The organism is Geodermatophilus amargosae (genome assembly GCF_900116515.1).
In the GTDB taxonomy this organism is placed as follows: domain Bacteria; phylum Actinomycetota; class Actinomycetes; order Mycobacteriales; family Geodermatophilaceae; genus Geodermatophilus; species Geodermatophilus amargosae.
Map to the genome: position 1 here is coordinate 98,072 of NZ_FPBA01000017.1, position 14,261 is coordinate 112,332.

Genomic DNA, 14,261 nt, shown 5'->3' on the forward strand with positions numbered 1-14,261 from the left:
CGGGGAGCCGGACCCCGTCGTCGCGGGCACGGGGGTGGCACGCGAGGGGGACCATCGTGGACGGCGACGCCCCGGCCGACCTGCTGTCCTTCCGGGACCTCGGCCCGCTCGAGGTCCACCGCGCCGGGACCCCGGTCGCCCTCGGCGGCGCCCGCCTTGCCGCGGCGCTGTCGCTGCTGCTGGTCAGCGCGGACCGGCAGGTCAGCGTCGACGCCCTGACCGAGGCCATGTGGGGCGAGCAGTCCCCGGCCCGCTCGCCCTCGACGCTGGACTCGCACATCTGGCGGCTGCGCAAGGCGCTCGAACCGGCCCGGCGGCCGGGTTCCCCCTCGGCGGTCCTGGTGCGCGAGCCGGGCGGCTACCGGCTGGTCGCCGACCCCGCGACCATCGACTCCCGGCGGTTCGCCGTGCTCGCCGGCGAGGCGCGGGAGCTGCTCGGCGCCGGCCGTCCGCACGAGGCCGGCCGGGCCGCGGAGCGGGCGCTGGCGCTGTGGCGCGGGCGGCCCTACGCGACGGTGGCCGACGAGCCCTGGGCCACCGCCGCCGTCGCCCGGCTGGAGGAGCTGCGCGACCAGCTGCGCGAGCTGCTGGCCGAGGCGCTGCTGGCCGACGGCGCCCCGGAGCGGGCGCTGCTCGAGGTGAGCGCGGCCGTGGCCGAGACGCCGTTGCGGGAGCGGTTGTGGAGCCTGCGGATGCTGGCCCAGCACCGCCTGGGCCGGCCGGAGGAGGCGCTGCGCAGCTACCGGCAGGTCCGCGCGGTGCTGCGCGACGAGCTGGGGCTGGAGCCGGGGCCGGAGCTGCGCGAGCTGCACGGCCGGTTGCTGGCCGAGGACCCGACGCTGGCCGGTCCGCCGGCGCCGGCACGGCCCGCGCCGCCCGTGCCGTCCCCGCGGGCCGGCGGCCGGGAGCAGGGAGCCGCCCCGCGACCGGTGCACCTGCCCCACCGCACCGCGTCCCTGGTGGGGCGCGGGCAGGAGCTGGCCGAGCTGACCGGCCTGGTGACGCGGTCCCGGCTGGTCAGCCTGGTCGGGGCGGCCGGGTGCGGGAAGACCCGCCTGGCCATCGAGGTCGCGCGCACGGTCGCGGACCGGTTCCCCGACGGCGTCTGGTTCGTCGACCTCACCGCGGCCGGGGACGCCGTCACCGTCCTGTCCACCGTGGTGTCCGCGCTGGGGTTCGCCCCCGCCGACACCGACCGGCCCGCGGAGGGGCTGCGCGACCACCTGCGCGACCGGCGCGCACTGCTCGTGCTCGACAACTGCGAGCAGGTCCTCGACCCGGTGGCCGACCTGGTCGACGACTGGTTCTCCGGCGCCACCCCGCTCGCCGTGCTGGCCACCAGCCGCGAACCGCTCCAGGTCGACGGCGAGCGGCTGCACCGGCTCGGCCCGCTGCCCCTCCCCGAGGGGGACGACGACGTCACCGCCTCCCCCGCGGTCGCCCTGCTCCTGGACCGGCTGGCCGACGCCGGCGCCGACCGGGAGGACCTGGGCCTGCTCAGCGCGGTGGTGCGGATCGCCACCGCCGTCGACGGCGTGCCGCTGGCCCTGGAGCTCGCGGCGGCGCGCGCCCGGGCGTTCAGCCTGGACGAGATCGCCCACCAGGTCACCGCCGACCCGAGCTCGCTGGCGCGGACCGGGCGCGGCAGCGACCACCACCGCACCGTGCGCGCCGCCATCGAGCAGAGCTACGCGCTGCTGCCCGCCGACGAGGCGGAGCTGCACCGTGCCGCCTCGGTCCTGCCCGGCCCGTTCACCGTGGCCGCCGCCGGCGCCGTCCTCGGCGGTCCGGGCGCGGGACCCCGGTCCGGCACGGTCACCGCCGACCTGGTCGCCCGCCTGGTCCACCACTCGCTGCTGGCCCCGCTGGGGCCGGCGCGGCCGGGCGGCCCCTCGCTCTTCGCCCAGCAGGCCACCGTGCGCGGACACGCGGCGCACGCGGCCGGCGCGGACACCCCCGCACTGCGCCGCCGGCGGGACGAGTGGACGACCGCGCTGACCCTCGCCAAGCCGCCCCTGGGCAGCGTGGCGGAGAGCGCGTGGTTCGACGCCCTCGACGACGACCTGCCCACGCTGCGCGCGACGCTGCAGAACCTGCTCGTGGAGGCGCCCACGGCCGAGGGCGTGCGGCTCGCCGGCCGGCTGGGCACGTTCTGGCACTTCCGCAGCAAGACCATCGAGGGCCGCACCTGGGCCGAGCGGGCGCTGGGGGCCGAGCACCTGGCCGACCCGTTGTCGGCGGCGCTGGTGCGGCTCACCCTCGCCCACCACCTCTCCTCCGGCGGCCAGGACGACCTCGCCGCCGTGCACCTCACCGTCGCCTCGGAACTGCTCGACGGCACAGGGCACGCGCACTCGCGCACCGTGGCCGAGGTCCAGACGCTGCTGGCCCACTCCCTGGTGGTGGCCGGGGCGCTGGAGCAGGCCCGTGTCGTCGCCGGCTCCGTGGCGGCGGCGGCGCGGGCGGCCGGCGGGGACGCGGACCTCTCCCTGCTCGCCGAGACCTGCGCCGCCCTGGTCGACAGCGGCGCCGGAGTCCTCCCCGGCGCCCGGCTGAGGACCCTGCACGAGAGGGCGCTGGAGCTGGGCAACGTGCACGTGGCCCTGCTGGTGGCCGGGATGGCCGTCGTGTCCGCCATCCGCTCCGGCGACGCGGCGACGGCCCTGTCCTGGTCCGACCGGATGATCGGCCACCGCCTGGTGCTGGGCACCTCCGACGGGCCGGTCGCCTTCGAGCTGCGGGGCGTCGCCACGGCGATGGCCGGCCGGCCGCAGGAGGCTGTCCGGCTGTTCGCCGCGGCCCGCACGCAGGCGCTGCGCAACGGCCTGCGCTGGCCCGCCTTCGAGGCGACACCGGACGTCCTGCGGGACGTCACCGCCGCGCTCGACCCGGGCGCCGCGGAGCGGGCGCGCACCGACGGCGCCCGGCTCACCCTGGCCGACGTCGTCGACCCGACCGGCGCCGTCCCCACGTCCGCCTGACCCCGTCTCAGGCGGGGACGCCGGCGACGGCGGCCGCCGCCCGGACGGCCGCCCGGTCGGGCTTGCCCTGCTCGGTGAGCGGCACCCGGTCGACCGGGAGCACCTGGACCGACGCTGCGACCTCCCGGCCGTGCTCGGCGGTGACCGCCGCCCGGACGGACGCGACGTCCACCTCACCGCCCGGCCAGGCCTCCGCGGCCACGACGCGCACGCCGCGTCCGGAGTCGGGGACGACGACGGCGTAGCGCACCGACGGCAGACGGCACACCGTCTCCTGCAGGTCGACCGGCAGCACCGTCCCGGGCCCGGCCGTGTCCGTGACGCGGCCGAGCACGCGCAGCATCCCCTCGTCTCCGAGGTAGCCCAGGTCGCCGGTGCGGTACCAGCCGTCGACGAAGGCCGCGGCCTCCGCGTCCGGCCGGTTCCGGTAGCCCTCCGCCATCCCCGGCGACCGCACCTCCACCGCGCCGGCCCGCAGGTCGGTCGTCCCGTCGGACCGGCGGAACCGGACCTGCACCCCCGGCAGGACGTGTCCCGCGCAGGAGAAGCGGGACGGCCGGTCGTGCTCGGCCGGCGAGAGCGCGCTGACGATGCCGACCTCGCTGGCGCCGTAGGTGTGGGCGACCACCGGGCCCAGCCGCGCGCGGGCGCGGGCCCGCAGCACCGGCGGGGCCAGCGCGCCGACGTGGGTGAGCGTCCGCAGCGAGCCGAGGTCGTACCGCGCCACCTCGGGGGAGTCCATCAGGTCGAACAGCTGCGGCTCGACGAGGAACAGGTCGGTGACGCGCTCGTCCTCGACGGCCGCCAGCGTGGCCGCCGCGTCGTAGGAGTCCTGCAGCACGACGGTGCCGCCGCCGAGCAGGGTCTGGTCGACCAGCACCTGGGTGAGGTGGGCCAGCGAGCCGTTGGCCAGCTGCCGGCGGTCGGGGCGCGCCGGGCCCGCGACCATCGCGGTGTAGGTGGCGAAGTCGCGCCGGCTGCCCTTGGGCACACCGGTGGTGCCGCCGGAGGGGACGACCACCGCGAGGTCGGCCGGACGGGCGCGACAGGGCGGCGGGCGGCCGTCGAGGCCGGCGGCGAGGGCGTCGAGCCGCAGCGCGATCCCGGGGACCGTGCCCACCGCCGCCACCGGTGCCGCGACGTCGTCCGGGAGCAGGCCGGCCGTCTCCGGGAAGACGACCAGCAGCCGCGGGTCGACCTGGGCGACCAGCCGCGTCCTCCGGTCGAGGTCGGGCGGCGCCGGCAGGAACACGCAGCCGGCCCCGGCCAGGTGCGCCCCGTAGCGGACGGCGAGGGCCTCCGGCCGGTTGGGGGCGAAGATCGCGACCAGGTCGCCCGGGCCGACGCCCAGGGATGCCAGCGCGCGGGCGTGGCGGGAGGCGGCGGCCACGAGCTCGGCCGCCGTGGTGTCGGTGCCCGCGTGCCGCAGGACGGGGCGGCGCCCGTCGCGCTGCAGCACGGTCACCAGGTCCTGCACGTAGGTGTCCACGGTCGTCCCCTCGGGAGGACCGCCCTCCGCCGGGCGGTCGGTGCGGCCACCGTCGCCCTGCGGACTCCAACGGCGCGCCAGCCGGCGGACGTGCTCCTCCCCGCTCGCGCTTGGAGCCGCGTTGGAGCCGGCGTCGGGACGGTGCGGTCCTCCCCCGTCAATCGGAGACAGACGTGCACGCGTTCTTCAAGGACCCCGACCTCCAGTTCGCCGTCGAGGGCGTCCTCGGTGCCACCTGGTCCCACGCCGCCGACGTCGGCGAGGTCCTCACCACCGTCGACCGGATCCCGAACGGCGACCGGCGGGCCTGGGTGCAGCAGTGGAGCGCCACTGCCGAGCGGCTGGCCGCCCAGGCGCGGGCCGCCGAGGACGGGGGGCACCGGCGCACCGCGGCGGCCCGCTGGCTGCGGGCGGCCGGCTACTGGTCCGAGGCGACCGACCACGCCGACGCGACCGGGGAGTTCACCGAGCTCTGGGAACGGCACCGCGACGCGTGGGACCGCTTCGTCGACCTCACCGACGCCGTCGGCGACGTGGCCGTCGAGCGGCTGTCCGTCCCCTACGGGGACACCACCCTGCCCGGCTACCTCTTCCGCTCCGGTCCGGCGGACGAGCCGCGCCGCACCCTCGTCTACACCAACGGCAGCGACGGCTCGGTGGTCGGCGCCTGGACCCGCGGCATCGCCGACGCGCTGGCCCGCGGCTGGAACGCGATGACCTACGACGGCCCCGGGCAGAACGCCGCGCTCGTGCGGCAGGGCATCCCGTTCCGGCCGGACTGGGAGCACGTGCTCACCCCGGTGGTCGACGCGCTGGTCGCCCGGCCCGACGTCGACCCGGCCCGCATCGCCGTCATGGGCGTGAGCCAGGGCGGCTACTGGGTGCCGCGGGCACTGGCCACCGAGCACCGGGTGGCGGCGGCGGTCGCCGACCCCGGTGTCGTCGACGTCTCCACCACCATGCTCACCCAGCTGCCGCACCGCCTCGTGCGGTTGCTGGACTCCGGCGACCGCGACCGGTTCGACACCGAGATGCGCTGGGCCCTCAAGCTGTCGCCGGCCACCCGGACGATGCTGCAGTGGCGGATGCGCCCCTACGGCGTCAGCTCGCCGTTCGACTTCTTCACCGCCGCGCGCGCCTACGCCCTCACCGACGAGCAGCTGGCGGCGATCCGCTGCCCGGTGCTGGTCACCGACCCCGAGCACGAGCAGTTCTGGCCCGGGCAGTCGGCGCAACTGGCCACGAAGCTGACCTGCCCGGTGACGCTGCTGCGCTTCACCGCGGAGGAGGGCGCCGACACACACTGCGAGCCCACGGCGGTCGCCCTGCGGGGCGAGCGCGTGTTCGACTGGCTCGACGAGCAGGTGCCGGCGTGATCCCCACCGCGAACGCGGCGTCCGCGCCGTACACCGTCGGCGACCACCTCGTCGACCGGCTGGCCGAGCTGGGGGTCGACCGGGTGTTCGGGGTGCCCGGCGACTACAGCCTCAGGCTGCTGGACCACGTCGTCGCCCACCCGCAGGTGCGCTGGACCGGCTGTGCCACCGAGCTGGGCGCCGGGTATGCCGCGGACGGCTACGGCCGGCTGCGGGGCATGGCCGCGCTCTGCACCACGTTCGGCGTCGGCGAGCTGAGCGCCGTGAACGCCGTCGCAGGCAGCTACGCGGAACACGTACCGGTGGTGCACGTCGTCGGCGCTCCGGCCCTGGCGCGGCAGGCCGAGCACCGCCCCCTGCACCACACCCTCGGCGACGGGGCGTTCGGGCACTTCACCGCCGCCCACGCCGACATCACCTGCGCCCGTGCCGTCCTGGGGCCCGGCACCGCCGTCGCCGAGATCGACCGGGTGCTCACCGAGGTCCGCGACCGCCGGCTGCCGGGGTACCTGCTCGTGCCGGCGGACGTCGCCGAGCTGTCCGTGGAGCCGGCCGCCCACCCGCTTCCGCCGCCCTGCGACAGCACCGACCCCGAGGTCCTCGACGCCTTCGCCGCCGCCGCAGGCCGGCTGCTCGAGGACGCGGGGTCCACCGACCGGGTGGCGGTGCTCGCCGGCCTGCTGGTGCACCGTTTCGGCGCGGCGGACGCGCTCGCCGGGCTGCTCGCCGCCGGCCCGGTGCCGCACGCCACCACGCCCTGGGCGAAGAGCCTGCTCGACGAGACCGCACCCGGCTTCTGCGGCACCTACGCGGGTGCCGCCGGCAGCACCGAGCGGACCCGCGCGGTCGTCGAGGACGCCGCGGCGCTCGTCCTGGCCGGCGTCCAGTTCACCGACCTCAACAGCGGCCTGTTCACGCAGCGGATCACCCGCGCCCGGACCATCGAGCTGGGCCCGCGCTCGGCCGGCGTGGGCTCAGCGGTCTTCGCACCGCTGGAGTTGTCCGCCGCCCTCGCCGCCCTGCAGCCTCTCGTCGCCTCGTTGCGCCCGGGTCCGCTGCCGGACACCGCAGAGCCGGACGACCAGGACGACGACCCGGACGACGCCCCGCTCACCCAGGCCGCCCTCTGGCGGGAGACCAGCGCTGCCCTGCGCGCCGGGGACGTCGTCCTCGCCGACCAGGGCACGTCCTTCTACGGCATGGCCCCGCACCGCCTGCCCGCGGGTGTCACGTTCGTCGGCCAGCCGCTGTGGGCCTCGATCGGCTACACGCTGCCCGCGCTGCTCGGTGCCGGCACCGCCGCTCCCGGCCGGCGCGGCGTCCTGCTCATCGGGGACGGCGCCGCGCAGATGACCGTCCAGGAGCTCGGCACGGTCCTGCGCGAGCGGCTGCCCGCGCTCGTCGTCGTCGTCGACAACGACGGCTACACCGTCGAGCGCGCCATACACGGAGCCGACCAGCCCTACAACGACATCCCCCGCTGGGACTGGACGGCGCTGCCCGCCCTGTTCGGCGGCGGCACCCGTGCCCGCGCGGTGCGCGTCTCGACCGTCGGTGCCCTGCGCCGTGCCCACGCGGACGCCGCCGCCGACCCCGGCGGGTTCACCCTGGTGCAGGCGGTCGTCCCCCGAGACGACGTGCCCGACCTCCTCGCGACCCTCACGCGCGCGCTCGGCGTCCCGGCGCCGGAGTCGGCTCGCGCGGCCGACCGACGGCCGTCCGGTCGCTAGGGACCGACCAGGCCCGTCCGGTAGGCGACGACGACCAGTTGCGCACGGTCCCGGGCGCCGAGCTTGGCCATGGCGTGGCTGACGTGCGTCCGGGCGGTGGCCGGGCTGAGGAACAGCGCGGCGCCGATCTCGTCGTTGTTCATGCCCTGACCCACGAGCGCCAGGACCTCGCGCTCCCGGTCGGTGAGGACGGCCAGCCGGGAGGCCGCCGCCGCGTCGGCCGTCCGGCGGGCGGTGAACTGGGCGATGAGGCGCCGGGTGATCCGAGGTGCGAGCAGCGACTCGCCGGCCGCCACCACGCGGACGCCGTGCAGCAGCTCGGCGGGACCGGCGTCCTTGAGCAGGAACCCGCTGGCGCCGGCCTGCAGGCCCTCGAAGACGTGGGCGTCGGTGTCGTAGGTGGTCAGGACGAGGACGCGGACCCCGCGCAGCCCGTCGTCGCCGGCGATCCGCCGGGTGGCCTCGATGCCGTCCATGCCCGGCATGCGGATGTCCATCAGCACGACGTCCGGGCGGAGGGCGCGGGCCTGCGCCACGGCGTCGGCGCCCGTGGTCGCCTCCCCCACCACGGCGATGCCGTCCTCGGTCTCGAGCAGGAGCCGGAAGCCCGAGCGCACCAGCTGCTCGTCGTCAGCGAGCAGCACGCGGATCGGCACACCCCGGTCCGGGGCGGTCACACCGCCACCGTGCCGGCCGGGGTCAGCGGCAGCCGGGCGACGACGGCGAAGCCGCCGCCCGGGAGCGGGCCGGCGTCGAGCTCACCGCCGAGGAGCAGGCAGCGCTCGCGCATCCCGACGATCCCCCGGCCCGTCCCGTCCGTGCCCGGCGCGGCCGTCCCGGGGCCCTCCTGTGGGCCCTCCTGGGGGCCCTCGTCGGTCACGCGGACCTCCACGGCGTCGGCGCAGTAGTCCACCGCGACCCTCACCCGGGTCGGCCCCGCGTGCCGGATCACGTTGGTGATCGCCTCCTGCAGGATCCGGTACACGGCGCTGCCGACCGCGCCGGGCACCGGCGGAGGCGGCGAGGGCGCCTCGAGGTCGACGTCGAGGTCGACGTCGAGCCCGGCCTCCCGCGCCCGGGCGGTGAGCTCGCCGATCCGCCCGAGGCCGGGCTCCGGGCTCCGGCCGTCGTCGTCGCGCAGGACCCCGAGGACGGCCCGCATGTCCTGCAGCGCCTCCGAGCTCGTCCGCGCGATCGCCTCCAGGGCCTCGCGCGCCCGGTCCGGCCGCCGGTCGAGCACGTGCGCGGTGACGCCGGACTGCACGGTGATGACGGCCAGCGCGTGCGCCACGGTGTCGTGGACCTCGCGGGCGATCCTCAGCCGCTCCGCGTCGACCCGGGCGCGGGCCTCCTGCTCGCGGGTGCGTTCGGCGAGCTCGGCGCGCTGCAGTGCCTCGGCCGCGACGTCCCTGCGCGAGCGGACGCTCTCCCCGAGCGCGGCGCTCATGACCGAGGCGCCGATCCGGAAGAACACCCACCCGATCGCGGCCGGTGGCTCGACGTCGGCGGCGCTGGTCAGCCAGCCGACGGTCAGGACCGCGATGCCCGCGCCGGCGGTCAGCAGCGACCGGCGCCCGTCGCCGAGGGCGGTGAGCGTGTAGAGGGCGACGAACAGCCCGAGCCAGCCGGGCCCGTCGGGGAAGTCGAGGGCGTAGTAGGCCAGGCTGGTGAGCGCGGCCGTGGCGAACACCGCGACCGGCCAGCGGCGGCGCACCGCCACGACGGCTCCGCCGGCGACCAGCAGGACGTAGCCCAGGTGCCCGAGGTCGGCCAGCGGGCGCAGGACCGTCGCCGGGTCCCCGTGGGTGCGGGTGACGGTGCCCTGGACCTGCATGACGGTCACGAACGCCGCCAGCAGCAGGTCCTGCGCCCAGACGGGTAGGCGGAGCGGCGCGGCTCGGCCCGGCATGGCCGCGAGCCTAGGGTCCCCGGATCCCGGCCCGGCTCCTCCTGGCTGCGCGACGACCTCCGCCGGACGGCGCGGTCCCGGACGGGTCGGCTACGCCCGACGGCGTAGGCACGGCCGACCGCGGCCCGACGACGACCCCGTGCCGGCGACGCCACGATCGTCGGCGTCCGTCCCGGTCGACCAGGAGGTCCCCGATGTCCGTCCTGCACCTGCTCGCTGCACCGTCGTCCCTCGCTGCCGGCTACGAGCTCGGCACCGGGCGATCCGTACCGACCGCGGCCGCCGTCGTGGGGCTGGCCAGCGTGGTCGTCGGCGCGGTGGCCCTGGCCCGCTCCCGCCGGACGGCGGCCCTCGTCGCACTGGTGGCCGGGCCGGCCGGCGCGGTCGTCGGCGGGCTGCACGCCGTCCACGCCGCGGGCGGTCTCGGCACCGGCAACGGGCTCGCGGGCGCGGTCGTCGCCGTGGTGCTGGGGCTGGCCGGCACGGTCGTCGGCGCGGTGGCCCTGGTCCGCTTCCGTCGCGCCGCACGGCTGGACGTCCCGGCGCGCTGACTCCCCTGAGCCCCGAGCCGACCGGTGCCCGTCCTCGCCCCGGAGTACGGATCCCGGCACCTGTCCGAGCGCCGCCGCCGCGGCGGCCGCCGTCCGGGAACAGTGGCCGAGCGCCGTCAGTAGTAGGACGGCGCGGAGCCGGCAGCGACGATGGCCGTGAGGACGCTGATCACGATCCCGGCGACCACCAGGGCCAGGAGCCAGCCTGTGTAGGTCCGGATGCGGTCGAGGTGCCGGGTCTGCTGGAAGACGTGGAAGACCTGGAACTCCCGCCACTCCTCCTCGGTGGTGACGGTCGGGGGGACCAGGGGGTTGGTCATGGTGCCTCCTGCAAGCGGTTGCGTGTGGTCCGGATCCACATCGGCCGCATCCGGTACTCCTGCAGCCGTCGGGGGCGCCTGCCGGGTGTCCGAGCCGCCTCGAGCCCCTCTCCCCCCACCCGCCCCAGGGGCTCCTGCGGTTCCTGTACGGCGGCGTTCCCACCGCGGACCATGGCGGGCAGGTGCAAACCGGAGCACGCGGGGAGATCGCTCATGTCGTCGTTGTCCGACCCTGCCGTCCAGGCGGTCCTGCGCCACCACGGGCAGCGCTCACCGGGGACGCCGATGCGCGCGGTGGTGTCGAAGGCCGCGGCCCTCGGCTTCGACGTGGTCCCGCCGCGCGAGGGCAGCAGTGCCACGTACCTGCGGCTGGTCTCCACCACGCCGTCGGGCCGTGACGTCACCCTCCACGTCGACGGCGCCAAGCTGACGTCGAACGCCACGGGCGACCGCGCCTTCGCCGCCGCACTGCCCGGCGCGGTCGAGACCACCGTCGACGTGCAGTCCCCTTCGCCGGGACCGACCCGGTGCAGGTCCTCGTCGCGTTCACCGACGACGCGCGTCACCGGGCAGCCGCGCCGCCTGCTCCCGTCCCCGTAGGGAGCGGCCGGCAGCGGGTGGTCCTCGGGGGCGTGGCCGCGGTCGTCCTGCTGTTCCTGGTCGCCGGTGTCGCCACCTCCGGACTCCCCGGCGGACTGCTCGCGCTCGGGCTCGCGGCGCTCCTCGTCGGCCTCGGCGCGGTCGTCGCCGGCCGGGCGCGGTGGGCCTTCATCGCCTCGCGCCGCGTGGGCGGTGCCGTCCTCGCCGCGGGCCTCGCGGCCGTCGTCGTCGGCGGTGGCACCGCACCGCGGACCGCGCCGACCGCCGCCTCGGCGCCCGCGAGCACGCCGTCGGCCGCCACCAGCACGTCGTCGGCCGCCGAGGAGAGCGCCGCCGCGGAGGCCGAGATCGCCGCCGCCGAGGACGCCCTGGAGCAGGCGGAGACCCGCGAGTCCGCCGTGGCCCCGGTCGACTCCACCACAGGGGTGCTCTCCGACACCGCCACCGACGGCGCCGTCGGGACCGCCGCGCCCACCACCGCGCTGGCCGCCCTCGCCGCCGTCCCGGTGCAGGGCCGCGCCCCGCGCACCGGCTACGACCGCGACCTGTTCGGCGCCGGCTGGGTCGACACCGACCGCAACGGCTGCGACACCCGCAACGACGTGCTGGCCCGCGACCTCACCGGCGAGGCGTTCAAGCCCGGCACGCGCGACTGCGTCGTCCTCACCGGGACGCTCGCCGACCCCTACTCCGGCCGCACGATCGCCTTCCAGCGCGGGCAGACCACCAGCGACGACGTGCAGATCGACCACGTCGTCGCGCTGTCGGACGCCTGGCAGAAGGGCGCCCAGCAGTGGGACACGGCCCAGCGCACCCGGTTCGCCAACGACCCGCTCAACCTGCTCGCCGTCGACGGCCCGCTCAACACGCAGAAGGGCGACGGCGACGCCGCGACCTGGCTGCCGCCGGCGCGTTCCCACCGCTGCGCCTACGTGGCCCGGCAGGTGGCGGTGAAGGTCAGCTACGGGCTGTGGACGACCCAGGCCGAGCGCAACGCGATCGCCACCGTGCTGAGCGCCTGCCCAGGCGAGCCGCTGCCCGGCGGCGTGGTCGCGCCCGTGCAGCAGCCGGCCCGGACCACCGCCGCGCCGAGCACGCCGGCAGCCGTGCCGACGACCGCACGTCCCGTGCCGACGACGCCGCGCCCGGCTCCTGCTCCGGTGCCCGTCCCGGCGCCTGCTCCCCGTCCCGCGCCCGCACCGGCAGCCGCACCCGCACCGGCTCCGGCCCCGGTGGGCGGGCCGACGTACGCCAACTGCACCGAGGTCAAGGCGGCCGGCGCCGCTCCCATCCACCCGGGCGACCCGGGCTGGCAGCCGAAGTTCGACCGCGACGGCGACGGGGTCGGCTGCGAGTCGTGACCGCCGGGTCCTGGACCCCGCGCCCCCGTGGTGCGGGGGCCAGGACCGGCGGGACGGAGCCGACTCAGTCGGCGAGCAGGGCGGCGTGCGCGCCGAGGCGGTGCGCCAGGGCCGCGGCGGTGCCGGTGGAGCGCAGGACGTCGGCGAGGAGGGCGGCCAGCTCGTCGGCGGCCAGCCCGTCCGCCACGGCGTCGGGGACCTGCACGGCGGCCGGCTCGTCGAGCTCGGCACGCAGCAGGGCGTCGAGGTCAGCGGCCTCGAGGTCGCCCAGCTCGACGAGCACGAGCGGGCGTGCGGGGGTCTCCATGACGGGCTCCTCGGGATCGGCGGGCCGGGATCCGTCCCGGCGAGGACGACACTGACCGCCGCACCGCAGCCCCGGCTGCGCGCAACCGCACGATCACCGCAAGACCGCGGTCAGTGTCCCGCCCGCGCGGAGTCGGCCGGCGGCGCGGCCGTCACCGCGCCGCCGCCCGGGTGGGTGGACGCCGGCCCCGGACGCCGGAGCGGCCGGTCCGCGAGGTCGCTCAGCGTGAGGAGTCCCAGGTCGAACCCGCCACGCGGGGCCCGGGGGTCGGCAAGAACGCTCCGGACGGCTAGGGTTCGTCGCGTCGGGAAGGCCCCTGCGCTCTGGCAGGACCCCGATGCACCACCGCAGCTAGGAGCGAGCAATGCCCGAAGGAACTGTCAAGTGGTTCAACGCGGAGAAGGGGTTCGGCTTCGCCACCCCGGACGGTGGCGGACCTGACGTGTTCGTCCACTACTCGGCCATCCAGACCAGCGGGTACCGCTCGCTCGACGAGGGCCAGCGGATCGCCTTCGACGTCGAGCAGGGCCAGAAGGGCCCGCAGGCGGCGAACGTCACCCCGCTCTGATCTCCTGATCAGCACAGCGCCCCCGTCCCGGTCCGCCGGGCGGGGGCGCTGTCGCGTCCGGGGCCGGACGGTCAGCGTGCCCGGGGGACGTAGCCGCCGACCAGCGCCTGCATCAGCAGCGCTCCCGCGTCCGGGCCCACCGCCCGCGCGGCGTCGGCGAAGGCCCGCCAGCGCTCCCGCTCGACGTCCGTCGGTGCCCGATGGGCCCGGATCTGCGCCTGCTCCAGCAGCCGCTCCCACTCCCCCTGCGGGGTCGGCCACAGCCCCGCCAGCCGCCGCGCCTCGGCGGAGATCCCGGTGATCCGCACGATGTCGCCGGCGTGGTTGGTCAGCGGCTCGATGTAGCCCGCCGCCGCGAGCGCCTTCGCCGCGGCCACCACCTGCTCCTTGGGCAACCCGCTGCCCGGGACGACGGAGCCGAGCAGGTACGGCGCACCGCCGTGCTTCGGCTCGTCCACCAGCCGGGCGACGGCCCGCAGCACGGGCAGGTCGCGGGAGAACCAGGTGTCGGCAAGGGGCGCGTCGGGCGGTGTCACGCCCTCCAGTCTCCCCGTGCGCACGGCGGCACCCCGCCACACGGAGTCGCGAGGGCCGGTCCGGGCCCGGGGACGCGGGGAATCCGCCTGCGGCCGAGGTCGTTCCCCCTGGCATGACGACGTCCCCTTCGCAGCCCCAGGTGACCAAGAGCGACGCGGAGTGGCGCGCCCAGCTGTCCCCCCAGGAGTACGCGGTGCTGCGGCAGGCCGGAACCGAGCGGCCGTGGACGGGTGAGTACGTCGACACGAAGACCGTCGGCGTCTACGCCTGCCGCGCCTGCGGCGCCGAGCTGTTCCGCTCGGAGACCAAGTTCGACTCGCACTGCGGCTGGCCGTCCTTCTACGAGCCGTCCTCGGCGGACGACGTGGTGCTCCGCGAGGACCGCAGCCTCGGCATGACCCGCGTCGAGGTCCTCTGCGGCACCTGCCACAGCCACCTCGGGCACGTCTTCGAGGACGCCCCGCAGACGCCGACCGGCGACCGCTACTGCATCAACTCGGTGAGCATCCGGCTGCAGCCCGCCGAGGGCTGA

At 77.0% G+C, this 14,261-nt stretch carries 14 protein-coding genes; 8 read left to right on the forward strand and 6 right to left on the reverse strand.

Translation table 11 applies throughout. The features are described 5' to 3' along the window. Positions 1 to 56 precede the first annotated feature (56 nt). On the forward strand, positions 57 to 2,981 hold the full coding sequence (locus BM414_RS19725; RefSeq protein ID WP_139245957.1) for an AfsR/SARP family transcriptional regulator: 2,925 nt from the start codon (positions 57 to 59) through the stop codon (positions 2,979 to 2,981). A gap of 7 nt (positions 2,982 to 2,988) precedes the next feature. Here BM414_RS19725 and BM414_RS19730 read toward each other — a convergent pair whose 3' ends face one another. Continuing rightward, positions 2,989 to 4,470, reverse strand: coding sequence for a class I adenylate-forming enzyme family protein (locus BM414_RS19730; protein ID WP_093582164.1), 1,482 nt, complete (start codon positions 4,468 to 4,470; stop codon positions 2,989 to 2,991). Between the two features lie 173 nt (positions 4,471 to 4,643). Between BM414_RS19730 and BM414_RS19735 the strand changes: the two genes are divergently transcribed. Beyond that, positions 4,644 to 5,846: an alpha/beta hydrolase family protein gene (locus BM414_RS19735; RefSeq protein ID WP_093582166.1), complete on the forward strand. Its 1,203-nt coding sequence runs from the start codon at positions 4,644 to 4,646 to the stop codon at positions 5,844 to 5,846. Beyond that, positions 5,843 to 7,576, forward strand: coding sequence for an alpha-keto acid decarboxylase family protein (locus BM414_RS19740; protein ID WP_175551696.1), 1,734 nt, complete (start codon positions 5,843 to 5,845; stop codon positions 7,574 to 7,576). The genes BM414_RS19735 and BM414_RS19740 overlap by 4 nt, the downstream gene beginning before the upstream one ends. On the opposite strand, the gene BM414_RS19745 is transcribed toward BM414_RS19740, so the two are convergent. Next, complete coding sequence (locus BM414_RS19745; protein WP_093582168.1) at positions 7,573 to 8,253, reverse strand: response regulator transcription factor; 681 nt, start codon at positions 8,251 to 8,253, stop codon at positions 7,573 to 7,575. The genes BM414_RS19740 and BM414_RS19745 overlap by 4 nt on opposite strands. Beyond that, positions 8,250 to 9,485: a sensor histidine kinase gene (locus BM414_RS19750; RefSeq protein WP_093582170.1), complete on the reverse strand. Its 1,236-nt coding sequence runs from the start codon at positions 9,483 to 9,485 to the stop codon at positions 8,250 to 8,252. Before BM414_RS19750 ends, BM414_RS19745 begins: the two co-directional genes overlap by 4 nt. Before the next feature lie 194 nt (positions 9,486 to 9,679). On the opposite strand from BM414_RS19750, the gene BM414_RS19755 reads away from it, so the two are divergent. Further along, positions 9,680 to 10,036 carry a DUF6223 family protein gene (locus tag BM414_RS19755; RefSeq protein WP_093582172.1) on the forward strand — a complete coding sequence of 119 codons (357 nt, stop codon included), beginning with the start codon at positions 9,680 to 9,682 and terminating at the stop codon, positions 10,034 to 10,036. Positions 10,037 to 10,152: 116 nt separating this feature from the next. Here BM414_RS19755 and BM414_RS19760 read toward each other — a convergent pair whose 3' ends face one another. Next, positions 10,153 to 10,356, reverse strand: coding sequence for a hypothetical protein (locus BM414_RS19760; protein ID WP_093582174.1), 204 nt, complete (start codon positions 10,354 to 10,356; stop codon positions 10,153 to 10,155). Positions 10,357 to 10,569: 213 nt separating this feature from the next. Between BM414_RS19760 and BM414_RS19765 the strand changes: the two genes are divergently transcribed. Both BM414_RS19765 and BM414_RS19770 read left to right on the forward strand, forming a co-directional pair. Next, positions 10,570 to 10,956: a hypothetical protein gene (locus BM414_RS19765; RefSeq protein ID WP_093582176.1), complete on the forward strand. Its 387-nt coding sequence runs from the start codon at positions 10,570 to 10,572 to the stop codon at positions 10,954 to 10,956. Continuing rightward, positions 10,884 to 12,317, forward strand: a complete 1,434-nt coding sequence (locus BM414_RS19770; protein WP_245784842.1) for a GmrSD restriction endonuclease domain-containing protein — start codon at positions 10,884 to 10,886, stop codon at positions 12,315 to 12,317. Before BM414_RS19765 ends, BM414_RS19770 begins: the two co-directional genes overlap by 73 nt. Before the next feature lie 64 nt (positions 12,318 to 12,381). Here the strand turns inward: BM414_RS19770 and BM414_RS19775 are convergent, their stop codons facing one another. Then, entirely contained in the window at positions 12,382 to 12,624 is a 243-nt protein-coding gene (locus BM414_RS19775; protein ID WP_093582178.1) for a hypothetical protein, read from the reverse strand. Positions 12,625 to 12,988: 364 nt separating this feature from the next. On the opposite strand from BM414_RS19775, the gene BM414_RS19780 reads away from it, so the two are divergent. Next, positions 12,989 to 13,192: a cold-shock protein gene (locus BM414_RS19780; RefSeq protein WP_093582180.1), complete on the forward strand. Its 204-nt coding sequence runs from the start codon at positions 12,989 to 12,991 to the stop codon at positions 13,190 to 13,192. 71 nt (positions 13,193 to 13,263) lie between these two features. Here the strand turns inward: BM414_RS19780 and BM414_RS19785 are convergent, their stop codons facing one another. Next, the gene (locus BM414_RS19785; RefSeq protein ID WP_093582182.1) at positions 13,264 to 13,728 is read right to left on the reverse strand and encodes a hypothetical protein; all 465 of its coding nucleotides are present in this window, start codon (positions 13,726 to 13,728) and stop codon (positions 13,264 to 13,266) included. A gap of 113 nt (positions 13,729 to 13,841) precedes the next feature. On the opposite strand from BM414_RS19785, the gene msrB reads away from it, so the two are divergent. Next, positions 13,842 to 14,261 (forward strand): peptide-methionine (R)-S-oxide reductase MsrB, encoded by a 420-nt coding sequence (msrB, locus tag BM414_RS19790; RefSeq protein ID WP_093582184.1) that lies wholly within the window; start codon positions 13,842 to 13,844, stop codon positions 14,259 to 14,261.